Genomic DNA, 18239 nt, shown 5'->3' with positions numbered 1-18239 from the left:
CCACGGCCTGAAGAGGCGGACAGGCACATGATCGTACTGGGGCGCATTGTCGCCCCTTTCGGCGTTCAGGGCTGGGTCAAGATCCATCCCTTCGGCGATGACCCGGTCGAATGGCGCAAGATGCCGCAATGGTGGCTCTGCGCCGAGGACGGCGCTCCCGCCGAGCGCTGGAAGCCCTATACGCTGAAAGCGTGCCGGGCGCACGGCAAGGGACTGGTCGCCGCCTTCGGCGAAGTGCCGGACCGCAACGCGGCGGAGGCGATCGACGGCTGGTACATCGGCGCACCGCGCGAAGCGCTGCCGAAACCGGCCGAAGACGAATACTACTGGGGCGACCTCGTCGGCCTCGAAGTCTTCAACGAAGCCGGCACGCGGCTGGGCGTGGTCGATGGCCTGCTGTCCACCGGCGTCCATGACGTGCTGCAGGTGAAGGACGAGGCACAGGACGGCGGCGAGCGGCTGATTCCCTTCGTCGCGGCCTACGTGCTGGATGTCGATCTCGCCGCACGGCGCATCCGCGTCGCCTGGGGCGAGGACTGGTAGGCGTGAGCGATCACGCCGGAGCCGGGAGCAGTCAGGAAGAGGCAGAGGTGACGATCGCGGGCGGCCTGCGCCGCTACGACCTCATCACCCTCTTCCCCGAGATGTTCGTCGCCCTGACGGGCAGCGGCATCACCCGCCGGGCGAAGGATCGCGGGCTGTACGCGCTGGGTTTCCACAACCCGCGCGACTTCACCCACGATCCGCACCGCACGGTGGACGACCGCCCCTACGGCGGCGGGCCGGGCATGGTGATGCTGGCCGAACCGCTGCTGCAATCGATCGCAGCGGCGCGCGTGGCCCAGCAGACGGAGATCGGGGCTGCTGGCCCGGTGCTCTACCTGTCGCCGCAAGGCCGCCGGCTGGACCAGGCGGCGGTGATGGAACTGGCGGCGCAGCCGGGCTTGATCCTGCTGTGCGGCCGCTACGAAGGCATCGACCAGCGCGTCATCGAACGCGCGGTCGACATGGAAGTGTCGCTCGGCGACTTCGTGTTGTCCGGCGGCGAACTGCCGGCGATGGTGCTGCTCGACGCGATCGTGCGGCAACTGCCCGGCGCATTGAACACCGCCGATTCGGCGCAGGAGGATTCCTTCGTCGATGGCCTGCTCGACTGCCCGCATTACACGCGGCCGGAAGTGCTGGGAGAAGACAAAGTGCCCGAGGTGCTGCTGTCGGGCAACCATGCAGCAATCCGCCGCTGGCGGCTGAAGCAGTCCCTGGGCCGCACCGCACTGCGGCGGCCGGATCTGCTGGCCGGGCGGCAACTGAGCAAGACCGAATTGAAACTGCTTGAGGAATTCAGGCAGGAGCAAGCCGGGGCGGAAGACGGCAGCATCGTCTGAAAGCCCGTACATAAACGGCACGCACCAGGTGGCGACCTGCTCTGCTGCCAGGCCGATGCAAAGACAGAGGCCGACAACATCGATGGAGTATCCGCAATGAACCTGATTCAGCAGCTCGAACAGGAAGAAATCGCCCGCCTGACCCAAGGCAAGGCCATCCCGGAATTCGCCCCCGGCGACACCGTGATCGTCCAGGTCAAGGTCAAGGAAGGCAACCGCGAACGTCTGCAGGCATACGAAGGCGTGGTGATCGCGAAGCGCAATCGCGGCCTGAACTCCGCTTTCATCGTCCGCAAGATTTCCTCGGGCGAAGGCGTGGAGCGCACGTTCCAGACCTACTCGCCGCTGGTGGCCGGTATCGAAGTGAAGCGCCGCGGCGACGTCCGCCGCGCCAAGCTGTACTACCTGCGCCAGCGTTCGGGCAAGTCCGCACGCATCAAGGAAAAGCTGGACTACAAGGCCGCCGCTGCCAAGAAGGCTGCCCTGCAACAACAGCAAGAGCAAAAGCAGCAAGGCTGATCGCTCTCGCGGTGACGCACGGAAAACGGACCTTCGGGTCCGTTTTTCGTTTCCGGCCTCAGCCGGCTCCGCGCTGCAGCCGCCTCTCCAAAGGAGGCCGGCGCTTCAGCGCCGCTCGACGTAGCGCAGGATGCCTGCCGCAGCTGCCAGGAAGATCAGGCTGGGCGTCAGCGCCGCCATGATCGGCGGCCAGGCGTTGATCATGCCGAGGTTGGAGAACAAGCCGTTCAGCAGATGGAAGCCCACGCCCAGCATCACCCCCATGAAGATGCGCGCGCTGGCGCCGCCCATGCGGTCGTGGATGAAGCCGAAAGGCAGCGCCAGCGCCATCATCACCAGCACGGCGAAGGGATAGATCAGCTTCTTCCACAGCGCGATCTCGAAGCGGTCGGAACTCTGCTGGTTGTCGCGAAGATGCTGGATGTAGGTCCACAGCCTGCCCACCGGCATGTGCTCCGGCCCCACCATCAGCACGCCCAGCACTTCGGGCGAGAGATCCGAGCGCCAGGTGATTTCCGGCACCTGTTCGACTTCGGTACGGTCATCGAGGAAGCGGGTGCGGGACACTTCCAGCAGGCGCCAATGCTCCTTGCCGTCGTGCACGCCGCGCCTGGCTTCGCTGATCGACAGCAGGCCGTAGTCGTCGTCGAATTCATACACCCGCGCGTTCTGCATCGTGCGGTCGGGCAGCATCGTGCGGACGTTGATCACCAGCCGGCCGTCCTTGACCCACAGGCCGGAGCGCAACTGCTGCGACACGGTGGACTGGGTCGCCGTCAGCTTCCATTCCTGGGCGGCCGCTTCGGCCGGCGGGCCCACGTATTCGCCGATGAGGAAAGTCAGCGCCACCAGCACGCTGCCGATCAGCGCCAGCATGCGCGCCAGCGCGCCGTTCGACATCCCGGAGGCGCGCATCACGGTGATTTCGGAATGGCGCGCCAGCGTCGCCAGGGCATACAAGGTGCCGATCAGCACCGCGACCGGGAACAGTTCATAAACGCGACCGGGCAGGATCATCGCCACATACACGGCCGCATCGGCGATCTGGTAGTCGCCCTTGCCGACGTCTTCCAGTTCGTTGATGAAGTCGAAGAAGGCGAACAGGCCCAGGAAAGCCACCAGCACCAGCGCCGTGGCCGAGTAGATCTCCCGCGCGAGATAGCGGAACAGGATGCTCATGACGACCTCGCCCGCCAGAACGGCGACACCGCCAGCCGCTTGTAGAACAGCAGCGCCAGCATGGCCAGCACGATCAGGTGCGGCAGGAACAGCCCGACGCCGAAGCTCATCCGCCCCTGCGCCACCCAGCCCTGGAACACCGAGATGGCGTTGCTATAGACGAGATAGGTCAGCAGCGCGATCAGCAAGCCGTTGGCCCGCCCCGCGCGCGGATTGACGAAGGACAGCGGAATGGCGAGCAAGGCCAGCAGCAACGCGGACAGCGGCGCACCGATGCGGCCCAGCAGTTCGCCCATGCTGCGCTTGTCGCCCTGCGCCAGCAGCAGCGCGGTGGGCAGCGCGCGGGTGCGCGACGGCTGGCTGACGGCCGGCTTCTGCTCCACCAGAACTTCGTAGCGTTCGAACTCCATCACGCGGTATTCCGGCGTACCCGGCCGGCCGTCGTAGCGCCGCCCTTTCTCCAGCACCACGAAACGGCGCCCTTCCTCGTCGCTGCGCATGTAGCCTTCGGCCGACGCGATCACGACCAGGCCGCCATCGCGCGTCTCCTCGCTGACGAAGACGTTGCGCACCCGGCCATCCTCGCCGGCGCCGATCTCGACGAAGAACACGCGCTGGGCGCCGGAGGACTCGCGGAACACGCCGGGCGCGACACGCTGGGTATCGTCGCGGCTGTCGAGACGGTCGCGATATTCGCTGCTCTGCTGCTGCGCCCACGGCGTCAGGTACAGCGAACCGGCGCCGATCACGACCACCAGCGGCAGCGCGAACGTCAGCACCGGCCGTATCCAGGACGTCAACGGCACGCCGGCCGCGAACCACACCACCATTTCCGAGTCGCGGTAGCTGCGCGACAGCGACACCAGGATGGCGATGAACAAGGTCAGCGTCAGCACCGTCGGCAACTGCGCCAGCGCACCGTAGCCGATCAGCGCCAGCACCGCTTCGGCCGGCACGCGGCCGCCGGCGGCCTGGCCGAGCAGGCGGATCAGCACGGTCGAGATCAGGATCGCGAACAGTGCAACGAAAACCGCGGCGGCGGCGTGGGTGAATTCCCGCTGAAGGGCGCGGCGGAAGATCATCGCGCGATAGGACCGATGGGCAAGAGAGGGTTGTGATGAAGGTTGCAGCCGCCGGCGGGAAGGGCCCGGCCGGAAGGCTTTTTGACGGGTTCCGGGCGAAGGCGCCATAATCGGCGGCAGTTCGCAAGACGCGTCATTCCAAGGAAAAAAGCTGATGGAATTTACCATAAAGACCGGCTCGCCGGCGAAGTCCAAGGCCGGCCTGCTGGTGCTCGGCGCCTTTGCCGACGGGGTTCTGCCCACCGCCACCGCTGCCGTCGATGCCGCCGCCGAAGGCCGCATCGCCCACTACCTGAAGCGCGGCGACCTGGACGACAAGGCCGGCGCCACGCTGCTGCTGGCCGAACTGCCCGGCACCCACGCCGAGCGCGTGCTGCTGGTCAGCCTGGGCAAGCAGGACGAATTCGGCGACAAGGCCTACCGCGACGCGCTGACCGCCGCCGCCAAGGCGCTGGCCGCGACGCCGGCCAAGGACGCCGTCGTCACGCTGGCCGACCTCGCCGTCGGCGAACGCCCGCTGAGCTGGAAGATGCAGCAGGCCGCCCGCATCCTGGCCGACGGCGCCTACCGCTTCGATGCGCTCAAGTCCGGCAAGGACAAGAAAGACAAGAAGGAACGCGGCGCGCGCAAGCTGACGCTGCTGACCGCAACCGAACCGAGCGCCGAGCTCGACACCGCGGTGCGCTACGGCCACGCCATCGCCACCGGCATGGCGCTGGCGAAAGACCTCGGCAACCTGCCGGGCAACGTCTGCACCCCCACCCATCTCGCCGACACCGCCCAGGCGCTGGGCAAGCAGTACAAGTTCGACGTCGAAGTGCTCGAACGCGCCGACATGGAAAAGCTCGGCATGGGCTCCTTCCTGTCGGTGGCGCGCGGCTCGCACCAGCCGCCCAAGTTCATCGTCATGAACTACAAGGGCGGCAAATCCAGGGCCAGGCCGATCGTGCTGGTCGGCAAGGGCATCACCTTCGACACCGGCGGCATCTCGCTGAAGCCGGCCGCCGAGATGGACGAGATGAAGTACGACATGTGCGGCGCCGCCAGCGTGCTCGGCACCTTCAAGGCCATCGCCCGGATGGGCCTGCCGATCAACGTCGTCGGCCTGATCGCCGCCACCGAGAACATGCCCGGCGGCGGCGCCACCAAACCGGGCGACGTCGTCACCTCGCTGTCGGGCCAGACCATCGAAGTGCTCAACACCGACGCCGAAGGCCGCCTGGTGCTGTGCGACGCGCTGACCTACGCCGAGCGCTTCAAGCCCGAATGCGTGATCGACATCGCCACGCTGACCGGCGCCTGCGTCGTCGCCCTGGGCAAGATCCCCAGCGGCCTGCTCGCCAACGACGACGAACTCGCCGCCGAACTGCTCAAGCGCGGCACCGACTCCGGCGACCGCGCCTGGCAGTTGCCGCTGTGGGACGAGTACCAGGAACTGCTCAAGAGCAACTTTGCCGACATGGGCAACATCGGCGGGCGCTACGCCGGCACCATCACCGCGGCCTGCTTCCTGGCGCGCTTCACCAAGGCCTACAAGTGGGCCCACCTCGACATCGCCGGCACCGCCTGGCTGTCGGGCGACGCCAAGGGCGCGACCGGCCGGCCGGTGCCGCTGCTGTCCGAGTTCCTCGTCGGCCGCACACGCGGCGACTGAACGGCAGCGGAATGGCGCCGAGCGTCCGCTTCTACCACAACACGCCCGACCGGCTCGCGCTCGCCTGCGAGCTGATCGGGCGCGCCTACGGCAGCGGGCGCAAGGTGGCGGTGCGCATGCCCGACGGCAACAGCGCGCGGGAACTCGACCGCATGCTGTGGCTGCGCGACACCCTCGCCTTCGTCCCGCACGTGCTGCGCGACTCCGAACTGGCCGCGGAAACGCCGGTCGTCATCGGCGAAGCCGTTCCCGCCGCCCCCTGGCCGCATGCCGACACGCTGTTCAACCTCGCGCCGGATCTGCCGCCGGATTACCAGGACTTCAGGATCGTGATCGAAATCGTCGGCAAGACCGAAGCCGAACGCCAGCCCGCCCGCACCCGCTGGGCGCAGTACCGCGAACAGGGACTGGAGCCGAAGGCCTTCGACGCCGAACGCAGGGTGGCGCTATGAAGGACTGGCTGCCGCTGCCCCCCGACGAAGAACTCGAACGCGCCGACGACCTGCTGGACCAGGCGGACGCCTTGCTGGGCCGCCATCGCGCGGCCAGGCCAGCGAATGAAGCCGGCGCCCCTACCCCGCCCAGCCCCGCAGACGCCGATTCCACCGATCTTCCCATCCTCACCGAGGTCGTCGATCCATCCGAGCTGCCGCTGGGCTGGAGCGAACGGGATCCCGATCCCCTGATCTTCGACTCGCCGCCCGCAGAAAAGGCAGCGCCAGTCGAAGCCCCCCCGTCCCCGGCGCATGCGCCCCCCCCGCCTGCCCCCGCCTTCTCAGCGGCCGAATCGGCAGTCACGACCGAAGATCGCGTCGCCTACCAGATCGCCGAACGCCTGATCGAGCTCGATACCCTGATCGCACGCAGCATCAACGACTGGATGGATCAGGAATTTCCGCAGATTCTGCAGCGCGAACTCGACAACCTCAGCGAGCGCCTGCAGGTCGAACTCCAGGCCCACCTGCGCGCCACGCTGCAGCCCGAGCTGTCGGCCCACATCAGCCGCCAGATGGAACGCAGTCCGGATCTCCCGCCGCCGCTGCGAAGCTGAACCGCCGCCCTCCAGCGAGCGAAACCCTCCCCACAGGATGGGTAGTCCCCGTAGGATGGGTAGAGCGCAAGCGAAACCCATCGGTGGCGGCATGAGGGCCCGGCTGGTGATGATGGGTTTCGCCTGCGGCTCTACCCATCCTACCCCCACTACCCGCCACCCCACGCGCCCGCCGGGCGCGGCGGGCGCATCCGCTATAATCCGCGCTTTGCCTTCACGCGCGTAAAACAACATGGAACTGGCCAAAAGCTTCGAGCCCGCCGACATCGAACGTCGCTGGTACCCCGAATGGGAATCCCGCGGCTACTTCGACGCCGGCCTCGACAAGTCGAACCCCAACGCCTTCTGCATCCTGCTGCCGCCGCCCAACGTCACCGGCACGCTGCACATGGGGCACGGCTTCAACCAGACGATCATGGACGCGCTGACGCGCTACCACCGCATGCGCGGCGACAACACGCTGTGGCAGCCCGGCACCGACCACGCCGGCATCGCCACCCAGATCGTCGTCGAACGCCAGCTCGACGCCCAGGGCATCAGCCGCCACGACCTTGGCCGCGAGAAGTTCCTCGAGAAGGTCTGGGAGTGGAAGGAATACTCCGGCGGCAGCATCACCGGCCAGATGCGCCGCCTCGGCACCAGCCCGGACTGGAAGCGCGAACGCTTCACGATGGACGCCGGCCTGTCGAAAACCGTCACCGAAACCTTCGTCCGCCTCTACAACGAAGGCCTGATCTACCGCGGCAAGCGCCTGGTCAACTGGGACCCCAAGCTCGGCACCGCCGTGTCCGACCTCGAAGTCGTGCAGGAAGAAGAGGACGGCAAGCTCTACCACATCCTCTACCCCTTCACCGACGGCCCGGCCGGCGGACTGCGCGGCCTCACCGTCGCCACCACCCGCCCGGAAACCCTGCTCGGCGACGTCGCGGTGATGGTGCATCCGGAAGACGAGCGCTACGCCGCGCTGGTCGGCAAGACCGTCGAACTGCCGCTCACCGGCCGCCGCATCCCGATCATCGCCGACGACTACGTCGACCGCGAATTCGGCACCGGCTGCGTCAAGGTCACGCCCGCGCACGACTTCAACGACTACGCCGTGGGCCAGCGCCACGGCCTCGACATGATCGTCGTGCTGACGCTGGCCGGCGCGGTGCCGGCCGAAGCCGAAGTGTTCGACACCGCCGGCCAGGCCAAGGGCCACATCGCCATGCCGGCCTCGGTCGCCGGGCTGGACCGCGTGCCGGCACGCGAGAAGGTCGTCGCCGAACTCGAGGCTGCCGGCCTGCTGGTCGAAGCCAAGGCGCACAAGCTGATGGTGCCGCGCGGCGACCGCACCGGCGTCGTCATCGAGCCGATGCTGACCGACCAGTGGTTCGTCGCCATGAGCAAGGCGGGCGCGGACGGCAGGAGCATCACCCAGAAGGCGCTGGAATGCGTGTCCTCGGGCGAGATCAGGTTCTACCCCGAGAACTGGGTCAACACCTACAACCAGTGGCTGAACAACATCCAGGATTGGTGCATCTCGCGCCAGCTGTGGTGGGGCCACCAGATTCCGGCCTGGTACGGCACCGACGGCCAATGCTGGGTCGCCCACGACGAAGCCGAAGCACGCGCGCTGGCCGACAAGGACGGCTACACCGGCGCGCTGCGCCGCGACGAGGACGTGCTCGACACCTGGTATTCGTCCGCGCTGTGGCCATTCTCGACGCTGGACTGGACGCCCGAATGGCCGGCCAGGAGCAACGACGCGCTCGACCTCTACCTGCCGTCCACGGTGCTCGTCACCGGCTTCGACATCATCTTCTTCTGGGTCGCCCGCATGGTCATGATGACCAGGCACATCACCGGCAAGATCCCGTTCAAGCACGTCTACGTGCACGGCCTGATCCGCGACGCGGAAGGCCAGAAGATGAGCAAGTCCAAAGGCAACGTGCTCGATCCGATCGACCTCATAGACGGCATCGGCATCGACGAACTGGTCGCCAAGCGCACTTTCGGCCTGATGAACCCGAAGCAGGCGCAGAGCATCGAGAAGAAGACGCGCAAGGAATTCCCCACCGGCATCCCCGCCTTCGGCACCGACGCGCTGCGCTTCACCTTCGCCAGCCTCGCCAGCCCGGGCCGCGACATCAAGTTCGACCTGTCGCGCTGCGAGGGCTATCGCAACTTCTGCAACAAGCTGTGGAACGCCACCCGCTTCGTGCTGATGAACACCGAAGGCCAGGACTGCGGCCTGGGCGAAGGCCTCGCCTGCACGCCCGAGGTGCTCGACTTCTCCTTCGCCGACCGCTGGATCGTCTCCCGCCTGCAGCGCACCGAAGCCGAAGTCGCCACCCAGTTCGGAGCCTACCGTTTCGACCTCGTCGCCCGCGCGGTGTATGAATTCGTCTGGGACGAGTACTGCGACTGGTACCTGGAACTGGCCAAGGTGCAGATCCAGACCGGCACCCCGGCCCAGCAACGCGCCACCCGCCGCACCCTGCTGCGCGTGCTCGAAACCGTGCTGCGCCTGGCCCACCCGCTGATCCCCTTCATCACCGAGGAGCTGTGGCAGACCGTGGCGCCGCTGGCCGCACGCAAGGACACCGACAGCCTGATGCTGGCCCGCTACCCGCAGGCCGACGCCGCTCGCATCGACGAAGCGGCGGAAGCGAAAGTCGCCGAACTGAAAGCGCTGATCCACGCCTGCCGCAACCTGCGCGGCGAGATGAACATCTCGCCCGCCCAGCGCCTGCCGCTGGTCGCCGCCGGCGACAAGGTCGTGCTGGCGCAGTACGCGCCCTACCTCGCCGGCCTCGCCAAGCTTGCCGAGGTGCAGATCGTCGACGAGATCGGTGCCGACGAGCTCGCACCGGTCGCGGTCGCCGGCGAAACCCGCCTGATGCTGAAGGTGGAAATCGACGTCGCCGCCGAGCGCGAACGCCTGGGCAAGGAAATCGCCCGGCTCGAAGGCGAGATCGCCAAGGCCGAAGGCAAACTCGGCAACGCCAGCTTCGTCGACCGCGCCCCTGCCGCCGTCGTACAGCAGGAACGCGACCGCCTGGCCGGCTTCAAGGCCACGGTAGACAAGCTGAAACCGCAGTTGGCGAAGCTGGGCGGCTGAGCCGTATCGGCTTCAGGGCTTGACGGAAACGGCAGCGAGATTGATTTCGCTGCCGTTTCTGCTTTGCTCCCAGGAGGCGACAGCGCCATGCAGAGGCATGATTTTTCGCCCGATCAAGCCAATGCGAGCATTTACGCCGGCACCCGGACGCCTGTAGCGCGCCTTCGTTCCATCTGAACCCTGTGCTCAGTTTTCCATGGCTTTCAGCTCGGCGAGAAACCGCTGCTGCTGCGCACCTTCGCGCCGGCTTTGCTGTATCTGCGCCCCGAGATTGTCGATCTCACGACGCTTGGCAGCCAACTGCTCGTTATTGGCCCTGAACACACTCTGTTGCTCCTGGCGCTTTTTCTGCAGTTCGGCGTTCAGTGCTTCAATCGCCTCATTCAACTGCCCGCTTATGCCATCACGGCTGCTCCTATGTGTGGCGTCCAGTTCCTGGCGAATGGCGCTGATTTTCTCCTGGTAAACCGTATTGGCCTGCGCCATCAGCTCCCTGCGCTGGCTGGACAACGCCGCTTCCTGTTCCCTCAACTGTGCCTGGCGTTCGCGGAATGAAGCCTCCAGCCCCGCCAACTCGGTACGTAGCGTTTCATCGGCACTGGCTTTGTAACGGGTGAAATCCGCCGCACTCTGGCGTTTGCGCGCCGCGGAAATGTCCGTATTGTATGCGTCGCGCAACTGCTTGCGCTGGACCGCTGCAGCCTGCTGCAGCTCCTTTCCCTGCGCCTGCAGTTCAGCAACCTTCAGCCGGTAATCCTTGTCCAGTTCCGCAATACGTGCATCCAGCTCCTTCTTGGGCTCAGCGCCTTTTTCCCTGAGAGCAGCCTGCAGTTCCTGTCCGGCAGCCTGGTTTTCCTGGTTAGCCTTGTTGCGCAACACTGTCTGTTCCTGATGAATGCGCTGCTGCTCGTCATTCAGCGCTGCCATCACTTGCCGGTTCTCTTCCTGGATCTTCTGGTTCAGCGCGTTCCACTCCCCAATCATCGTCTGCCACCGGGATTCATCGGCGCCAATCTGTTCTGCACGTTTTTCAAGCGATGCCTCGGCAGCGGCCACCAGACGCTTGTAGTCCGAACTGCCGACAATGACATGTTTCGCTCCATGAGCATCAGCAGGTTTCCCGGCAAAGAAATTGGGAGCCTGTTCGTGCGAGAACATGCTCATCCATTCCTCCCCACGGAGAACTGAGCTGGCTACGCCGATAACAAGAGCATCATCACCTTTCCTGGCGATGCGCTTGAGGATCACATGCTCGTCAAGCGTGCCCAGGCTCTCGTACAGATCAGCCTTTGGAGAAACCTCCGCACGGAAGCGGTAGCGGCGCTGCGGCTCGACCTTGGTGCCGACATCGTCTTCGGCTTCGATCTTGAAACTCTCGACCTGCCAGGCATTGGGGATGTCTGCGGCGAACTGCGATTTCAGGTCAGGGCCGCTTTTGCCGCAGGCCGCAAGACCCAGCACGCCTATTCCGAAAGCAAGTCTCCGGAACCAGCGACGGATGATCGTCGTATCACTGAATCGGGTTCGTCCAGCCAGCCGTATCTGAATCGCAGGGCAAGCACGTAGATTGTTTGTCATGGGGACTCTCCGCTGGCACAGATACAGCAGTGGAAGACAAGACAGCAGGCCGGGCAAGGCACTCGGAAACTGCGGCTCGTGGTTTATGTATCATAGTGTTACATCGACCGCAAGCAGCTTTCAGAGCCGATGAAAAGATGGAAATCCATGTTGAAAGCAGCGCATCGTCAACATCGGCGTGCTGGAGCTGGCATGGGTTTCCGCGACCGCCCTGGGGCCGGGCGACACGCACTTCATCCATACGCCGGGTGCGGCATCCTGCATACCAAACAGCCCTTGAGCAGGCGCCAGGGCCTGCAACTGAAGTCGATGCGCAGGCCGACCCCTCGCTTTACATAGCACAAGTCAGGTCGAGGCCAGCATCTGCATGTGGGCGACCCGGGCTTGCCGAGCGACGGCACACGGATTCGCGTGACTGCGCAGGGCGATGAGCCTGTCGAACCTGCCTTGCTCGGCGGACGGCCCTTTCATCATGGACACCGTCCGAGCGGCTGCAGCAAGCCAAGCGCGATTTCGTTTTCGGCCGCACGGGGCATGTTCTGGGCATGGAAACGGAACGGGCCGGCCGCATCACCGGCCAGCCCGTTCCGCATTCAGCAGCCTGAAGTGGAAGCTTTACTTGCGCTTCAGGAAGAACTCGAAAGCCTTGTCCGCCGTTTCACCCTGCTGCAGCAAGGGGTTGCCGGTCTGCTTGGCGAAGGCCTGAAAATCCTTGGCCGAGCCCGGGTCGGTCGCCACCACGCGCAGTACCTGGCCCGATTGCATCTCGGCCAGCGCCTTCTTTGCGCGCAGGATCGGCAGCGGACAGTTCAGGCCGCGCGCATCCACTTCCTTGTCGAAATCCATCCTGTGTCCTCGCTTGCGTCGATATCAGTTTTTTGAATGGCTCGCCATTCTAGTGGATGCCCGCCCGGCCCGAAAGAATGCGCAGCAGGGCAGGCGATGCCCGCCCATCGAATCCGTCACGGCGGGAACTCAATCCTTGCGGTCGCGCCTTTCCTCGATCAGGCGCTGCTTCAGTTCGCGCAGACGCGCATCCACCGCGGAGAGCTCGTAGAAATCGCCGTCGCCCGCCCTGCTTGCGATCTCCAGTTGCTCGATCGCTGCCGGCAGGCTGCCGCGCAGCCGATAGACTTCGGCCTGGGCGCGGTGCTGGGCGGTGACTTTGCCCAGGTCCGCATAGGCCCGCGACAGCAGTTGCCACAGGCGCGGGTCGGACTGGCGGTTGTCCAGTGCGCGGCGGACGCCATCGACCGCCGCCTGCGGCTGGCCGCCGAGGATGCGCGCATTGGCCAGCGCATAGACCAGGGCGTGGTTGGACGGGAAGCTGCGCATCGCCGCCTCCAGCACCTTGATCGCGGTCGCGCCGTCCTTGCGCGCCAGTGCGATCTCGGCGCGCAGCGTTTCGATCCACGGCGACGGCGGCGCCTTGGCGCGCACGGCCTCGAGCCGTTGCGCTGCCTCGTCCAGCCGGCCGGCGCGGAACAGGGCGCGCGCCAGGCCATAGCCGGCGGCGGGGTCGGCCGGCGTCTGCGCCAGCTGGCTTTCCATGTCCCTGACCGCATCGGTGGCCAGGCCGGCGTTGGCACGCAACTTGGCGCGGGAGAAGTTGAAGTCCGGCGAATCGACCACCTGGCGGTAGCGCATCGAGTTGACACGGTTCTCCATGTCGGCGATGCGCTCGGTCGTCAGCGGGTGGGTGCGCAGATAGGCCGGCGCATTGTTCTCGTACATGCGGGTGGCGCGCTGCAGGCGCTCGAAGAAGCCGGGCATGCCGCGCACGTCGAAGCCGGCACTCTCCAGCGTCTCGAGCCCGACGCGATCCGCCTCGCGCTCGAAGCTGCGGGTGTAGCCGAGCTGCGACTGGATCGCGCCGGCCTGGCCGGCAGCGATCGCCGCCTGGCTGACGTCCGAATTGCTGCGCGCCGCCAGCACCGCCACCAGCAGCGAGGCCATCATCAGCATCGCCGACTGGCTCTGCTTGCCGACGATCTGCGCGATGTGGCGCTGGGTGACGTGGGCGATTTCGTGGCCGAGCACCGAGGCGAACTCGGATTCGGTCTGCGCTGCCAGCAGCAGGCCGGTATGCACGCCGATGTAGCCGCCGGGCAGCGCGAAGGCGTTGAGCGTCGAGTCGCTGACGACGAAGAAATCGAAATCCAGCCCGGGATTGTTGCTCACCGCCGCCAGCTTGTGGCCGATGCGGTTGACGTACTCCTCGACTTCCGGATCGTCCAGGTAGCTGGCATCGCGCCAGCGGATCTGGCTGATGATCTGCTCACCGATGCGCCGCTCGGCGGCCGGCGAAAGCTCGGTCGCGGCAACGTCTCCCAGATCGGGCAGATCGTAGGCGTGGACAGGGAAAGCCAGCGCGAGGCTGAGCAGCAGGGCAAGAGGTCGTCGCATCATCGGGTGCTATGATACCCGGCCGCATCAAAGCGTTCCCGCATGCCTGTATCCGGCTGTAGCCGGCCCCGGCCGCGGCGCACGCGCCCTCTCTTCATGACCGCCGAAGCACGATGAGCACCGACGCAGCGAACTCCGACACCCCCGCCTTGACCCATTTCGACACCGACGGCCAGGCCCACATGGTCGACGTCGGCGCCAAGGCCGAAACCCGCCGCGTCGCCGTCGCCACCGGCCGCATCCTGATGCTGCCGGATACCTTCGGCATGATCCGCGCCGGCACGGCCAGGAAGGGCGACGTGCTCGGCATCGCCCGCATCGCCGCCATCCAGGCCTCGAAGCGCACCAGCGAACTGATTCCGCTGTGCCATCCGCTGCCGCTGACGCGGGTGGCGGTCGAGTTCGCGCTGGAGGAAGGCGCGCAGGAAGGGAGCGAACACGCGGTGCGTTGCACCGTCACCGCCGAAACGGTCGGCCGCACCGGCGTCGAGATGGAAGCACTGACCGCGGTCAACGTCGGCCTGCTGACGATCTACGACATGTGCAAGGCGGTGGACCGGGGCATGCGCATGGAAGGCATTCGCCTGCTGGAAAAGCTCGGCGGCAAGTCGGGGCACTGGCAGGCCTGACGACTGTTTACCGGACGGCTTGCTTTGCGCCGTCCTTTGCCGCCAGGCGCGAGATCACCAGCGGAAAGGCACCCGACCCGGCAAGCGCGATGGCCGACACCAGAAACGCCAGTCCCGCCATCGGCTCTGCCAGTGCCGGATGAAGCCGGTCACCGGCACCGGCGAAACACGTCACTGCCGGCACCAGACACAGCGCCGCCAGGACGAAAAGCACGAGCGCCGACATCGGCATCCGGCGGTGGTCAGCGGACATGCATCCATTCTCCATTCAAAAGTTGCGGCCCAGCTTGCGGTACAAGGTGTTGCGGGCGATGCCCAAGGCCCGTGCAGCAGCTGACACGTTGCCGCCGTGTTCGGCCAGCGCCCGCTGGATCAGGCTCTCGTCCAGACCCAGCGGGGGACGGCCACGCGGTCGGGCTGCTACGGACAGCATCCTCCTGGACTCTGCTCCTGCCCGAGATGTGACGAAAACCGGCACAGCTTCGGCATCGAAGATTTCCTCCGGCAGATGCCGCGGCAGGATCACCCGTTCATCGTCATCGAGCAGCGCCAACGCCACCCGCAGCACGTTCTGCAATTGGCGGATGTTGCCCGGCCAGGCATATGCCTCGAAGAAGTGCATCACTTCTTCCGACACGCTCACACCATCGCACGGCCGGCCGGCGCACTCCGCCTCGATCAACAGGCCGACGATGACACGCATGTCGGTGCGCGCACGCAAGGGCGGCAGGTGGACGGTCAGGCCGTTGATGCGGTAGTAGAGGTCCTCGCGGAACAGGCCGTTCTTCACCGATTCGTTCAGCGTCCGGTGCGTCGCCGACACCAGCGCGATGTCGACCGGCAGCGCCTCCCGGGCACCGACCGGCACCACGCGGCGCTCCTGCAGCACGCGCAGCAGCCTCGCCTGCATGGACAGCGACATGTCGCCGATCTCGTCCAGGAACAGCGTGCCGCCGTCGGCCTGCTGGATGCGCCCCACCGCGCCTTCGCGCCGTGCGCCGGTGAAGGCGCCGCCGACATAGCCGAAGAGTTCGGCTTCGATCAGGCTTTCGGGAATCGCTGCGCAGTTGAGGGCGACGAAAGGGCCATCGGCCCGCGGCCCGCTGTTGTGGCAGGCCTGTGCCAGCAATTCCTTGCCGACACCGGATTCGCCCTGGATCAGCAACGGGATGTTGCGCCCCACCACCCTGCCGGCACGATCGAGCACCCGCTGCAGACCGGCATCGCCAGTAGCCAGGCGGGCGAGCGTCACACGCCCGTCGGCGGCAGGCTCCAGCGCAAGACGATGCAGCCTCTCGCCGGCGGTCCGCCCGGGGTCGCAAGGCCGCTTCGACGCAGGCACGGGCAAGTCCGCCAGCGGCGCGCGCGTAAAGATCCGCCCCATCGTCGTTCGTCTCCAGCACCGGACCATGCCGGCTCACCGGGACTATTAAAGCAAAAGCTGCTGCAGCAAAGCAGAAAACAAAGCAGAAAAAATTCGCCGGGCGAAAAGGAACACCATGGGAACACTGCATCCCTCGGCGGGAAGGGCTGCCGCAGCTAGCGGCCGCAGGCGCGATCCTCGGCTTCCACCTCGGCCATCTCGTCGTCGTCGAACAGCCGCGAGCGGGTCAGGAAGGCCTTGCCGGTGCCGCCTTCCAGCGAGAAGGTGCCACCCGTTCCTTCCACCACGTCGATGATCAATTGCGTGTGCTTCCAGTATTCGTATTGCGACGCACTGATGTAGAACGGAACGCCGCCGATCTCGCCGAGATGGACGTCGTACGGGCCGATCGTCAGATCGGTGGGCAGGTAGCAGTTGGCGGCGCTGTTGTCGCAGCAGCCGCCGGACTGGTGGAAGATCAGATCGGATCCATGCTCGGCCTTGAGCTGGTCGATCAGTTCGAGCGCCGCAGGTGTGGCGATGACGCGCTTGACCATGATTGTCTGCTCCGCAGTACAAGTGTCGGGGGCAGTCGCCTGCCCCCGACCAAGCGCCCGCAAGCAGGCGCGGGAGGAGAGCCGTCTCAGAAGAACCCGAGCTTGTTCTCGCTGTAGCTGACGAGCAGGTTCTTGGTCTGCTGGTAGTGGTCGAGCATCATCTTGTGGGTCTCGCGCCCGATGCCCGACTCCTTGTAGCCGCCGAAGGCCGCATGCGCCGGATAGGCGTGGTAGCAGTTGGTCCACACCCGCCCGGCCTGGATCGCCCGGCCCATGCGGTAGGCCACGTTGCCGTTGCGGCTCCACACCCCCGCACCCAGCCCGTACAGCGTGTCGTTGGCGATCGCCAGCGCCTCGGCTTCGTCCTTGAAGGTGGTCACCGCCAGCACCGGGCCGAAGATCTCTTCCTGGAAGATGCGCATCTTGTTGTGGCCCTTGAACAGCGTGGGCTGGATGTAGTAGCCCTCGCTCAGTTCGCCGCCCAGATTCGCCTTGTCGCCGCCGATCAGCACTTCGGCCCCTTCTTCCTTGCCCAGCGCCAGGTAGGACTGGATCTTGCTCATTTGCTCGCGCGAGGCCTGCGCGCCCATCATCGACTCGGTGTCGAGCGGGTGGCCGTGCTTGATCGCCGCCACGCGCTCGAGCACGCGCTCGATGAAGCGCTCGTAGATGCTTTCCTGGATCAGCGCCCGGCTCGGGCAGGTGCACACTTCGCCCTGGTTGAAGGCGAACAGCACCATGCCTTCGATGGCCTTGTCGAGGAAGGCGTCGTCGCGGTCCATGACGTCGGCGAAGAAGATGTTGGGCGACTTGCCGCCCAGCTCCAGCGTGGCCGGGATCAGGTTGTTGGCCGCGGCCTGGGCGATCACCCGCCCGGTCGAGGTCGAGCCGGTGAAGGCGATCTTGGCGATGCGCTTGCTGGTGGCCAGCGGCATGCCGGCTTCGCGGCCGAAGCCGTTGACGATGTTGAGCACGCCCGGCGGCAGCAGGTCGGCGATCAGTTCGACCAGCACCATGATCGAGACCGGCGTCGATTCGGCGGGCTTCAACACCACGCAGTTGCCCGCGCCCAGCGCCGGCGCGAGCTTCCAGGCCGCCATCAGGATCGGGAAGTTCCACGGGATGATCTGCCCGACCACGCCCAGCGGTTCGTGCAGGTGGTAGGCGACGGTGTTCTCGTCGATCTCGCTGATGCTGCCTTCCTGCGCGCGCAGGCAGCCGGCGAAGTAGCGGAAGTGATCGACGGTGAGCGGAATGTCGGCGTTGAGCGTCTCGCGGATCGCCTTGCCGTTGTCGACCGTCTCGGCGTAGGCCAGCCGTTCCAGGTTCTGTTCGATGCGCTCGGCGATCCGGAGCAGAATGTTGGCCCGCTCGGCCGCCGGCGTCTTGCTCCAGGCCGGAAACGCCGCGTGCGCCGCGTCCAGCGCCAGCTCGATGTCCTCGGCGGTGGAGCGTGCCGCCTGCGTATAGATCTGGCCGCTGATCGGCGTCACCACGTCGAAGTACTGGCCCTTGACCGGCGAAACCCAACGGCCGCCGATGAAGTTGTCGTAGCGCGCCTTGTGCTGCACCGGGGCCCCGGACTGGCCGGGCATTGCGTAGATCATCTCGCTGTCTCCTCGTTCTGGTGTTCATGGGCGTCGACCGCCACCACGCACCTCCAGCAGGCATCGTGCCAGCATGGCAAGCCCATTTCCCTTCAAGCAGTTACGGTAAAAACCGGCTGCACATCG

General features: G+C 66.1%; 16 protein-coding genes and 1 pseudogene. 8 read left to right on the top strand and 9 right to left on the bottom strand.

The annotated features are described in order from the left end of the window. Positions 1-27: 27 nt before the first annotated feature. From rimM to rplS, 3 genes are all read left to right on the top strand, one after another. A complete protein-coding gene (gene rimM, locus ACNQFN_RS07420; RefSeq protein WP_418648417.1) occupies positions 28-543 on the top strand; it encodes a ribosome maturation factor RimM in 516 nt (171 codons plus the stop codon). A gap of 47 nt (positions 544-590) precedes the next feature. Continuing rightward, a complete protein-coding gene (gene trmD, locus ACNQFN_RS07415; protein WP_281178396.1) occupies positions 591-1385 on the top strand; it encodes a tRNA (guanosine(37)-N1)-methyltransferase TrmD in 795 nt (264 codons plus the stop codon). Positions 1386-1481: 96 nt separating this feature from the next. Then, the gene (gene rplS / locus ACNQFN_RS07410) at positions 1482-1904 is read left to right on the top strand and encodes a 50S ribosomal protein L19 (RefSeq protein WP_068634992.1); all 423 of its coding nucleotides are present in this window, start codon (positions 1482-1484) and stop codon (positions 1902-1904) included. A gap of 105 nt (positions 1905-2009) precedes the next feature. Here rplS and lptG read toward each other — a convergent pair whose 3' ends face one another. Together lptG and lptF are read right to left on the bottom strand one after the other, a co-directional pair. Beyond that, the gene (gene lptG, locus ACNQFN_RS07405; RefSeq protein WP_068634993.1) at positions 2010-3083 is read right to left on the bottom strand and encodes an LPS export ABC transporter permease LptG; all 1074 of its coding nucleotides are present in this window, start codon (positions 3081-3083) and stop codon (positions 2010-2012) included. Beyond that, positions 3080-4165 (bottom strand): LPS export ABC transporter permease LptF, encoded by a 1086-nt coding sequence (lptF, locus tag ACNQFN_RS07400; RefSeq protein ID WP_418648416.1) that lies wholly within the window; start codon positions 4163-4165, stop codon positions 3080-3082. The genes lptG and lptF overlap by 4 nt, the downstream gene beginning before the upstream one ends. 154 nt (positions 4166-4319) lie before the next feature. Here lptF and ACNQFN_RS07395 point away from each other — a divergent pair, with 154 nt between their 5' ends. The 4 genes from ACNQFN_RS07395 (at position 4320) to ACNQFN_RS07380 (ending at position 9973) form a co-directional block, all read left to right on the top strand. Then, positions 4320-5819, top strand: coding sequence for a leucyl aminopeptidase (locus tag ACNQFN_RS07395; protein WP_418648415.1), 1500 nt, complete (start codon positions 4320-4322; stop codon positions 5817-5819). 11 nt (positions 5820-5830) lie between these two features. Then, on the top strand, positions 5831-6271 hold the full coding sequence (locus tag ACNQFN_RS07390; protein WP_418648414.1) for a DNA polymerase III subunit chi: 441 nt from the start codon (positions 5831-5833) through the stop codon (positions 6269-6271). Next, complete coding sequence (locus tag ACNQFN_RS07385; RefSeq protein ID WP_418648413.1) at positions 6268-6870, top strand: hypothetical protein; 603 nt, start codon at positions 6268-6270, stop codon at positions 6868-6870. Before ACNQFN_RS07390 ends, ACNQFN_RS07385 begins: the two co-directional genes overlap by 4 nt. Before the next feature lie 232 nt (positions 6871-7102). Then, positions 7103-9973, top strand: a complete 2871-nt coding sequence (locus ACNQFN_RS07380) for a valine--tRNA ligase (protein ID WP_418648412.1) — start codon at positions 7103-7105, stop codon at positions 9971-9973. A gap of 186 nt (positions 9974-10159) precedes the next feature. Here ACNQFN_RS07380 and ACNQFN_RS07375 read toward each other — a convergent pair whose 3' ends face one another. The 3 genes from ACNQFN_RS07375 to ACNQFN_RS07365 all read right to left on the bottom strand — a co-directional run bounded on the left by ACNQFN_RS07375 (position 10160) and on the right by ACNQFN_RS07365 (position 13960). After that, positions 10160-11551, bottom strand: a complete 1392-nt coding sequence (locus tag ACNQFN_RS07375; protein ID WP_157659076.1) for a hypothetical protein — start codon at positions 11549-11551, stop codon at positions 10160-10162. 615 nt (positions 11552-12166) lie between these two features. Then, positions 12167-12397, bottom strand: coding sequence for a sulfurtransferase TusA family protein (locus ACNQFN_RS07370; protein ID WP_068635000.1), 231 nt, complete (start codon positions 12395-12397; stop codon positions 12167-12169). A 129-nt stretch (positions 12398-12526) separates the two neighbouring features. Then, positions 12527-13960, bottom strand: a complete 1434-nt coding sequence (locus ACNQFN_RS07365) for a M48 family metalloprotease (protein WP_068635001.1) — start codon at positions 13958-13960, stop codon at positions 12527-12529. A 110-nt stretch (positions 13961-14070) separates the two neighbouring features. On the opposite strand from ACNQFN_RS07365, the gene moaC reads away from it, so the two are divergent. Further along, positions 14071-14586, top strand: coding sequence for a cyclic pyranopterin monophosphate synthase MoaC (gene moaC, locus ACNQFN_RS07360; RefSeq protein ID WP_418648411.1), 516 nt, complete (start codon positions 14071-14073; stop codon positions 14584-14586). A 7-nt stretch (positions 14587-14593) separates the two neighbouring features. Here the strand turns inward: moaC and ACNQFN_RS07355 are convergent, their stop codons facing one another. The 4 genes and pseudogenes from ACNQFN_RS07355 to adh form a co-directional block, all read right to left on the bottom strand. After that, the gene (locus ACNQFN_RS07355; RefSeq protein WP_068635003.1) at positions 14594-14839 is read right to left on the bottom strand and encodes a hypothetical protein; all 246 of its coding nucleotides are present in this window, start codon (positions 14837-14839) and stop codon (positions 14594-14596) included. Positions 14840-14854: 15 nt separating this feature from the next. Beyond that, positions 14855-15853, bottom strand: a pseudogene (locus ACNQFN_RS07350) (sigma-54-dependent Fis family transcriptional regulator); the annotation flags it as partial. Between the two features lie 272 nt (positions 15854-16125). Next, positions 16126-16506 (bottom strand): DUF779 domain-containing protein, encoded by a 381-nt coding sequence (locus tag ACNQFN_RS07345; RefSeq protein ID WP_418648410.1) that lies wholly within the window; start codon positions 16504-16506, stop codon positions 16126-16128. Positions 16507-16592: 86 nt separating this feature from the next. Then, complete coding sequence (adh, locus tag ACNQFN_RS07340) at positions 16593-18113, bottom strand: aldehyde dehydrogenase (RefSeq protein WP_418648409.1); 1521 nt, start codon at positions 18111-18113, stop codon at positions 16593-16595. Positions 18114-18239: the final 126 nt, after the last annotated feature.

Source organism: Thauera butanivorans (assembly GCF_048398245.1).
Classification (GTDB): Bacteria; Pseudomonadota; Gammaproteobacteria; order Burkholderiales; family Rhodocyclaceae; genus Thauera; species Thauera butanivorans.
Note: the sequence above shows the minus strand (reverse complement) of the source record. Positions and strands in the feature narration are given on the sequence as shown.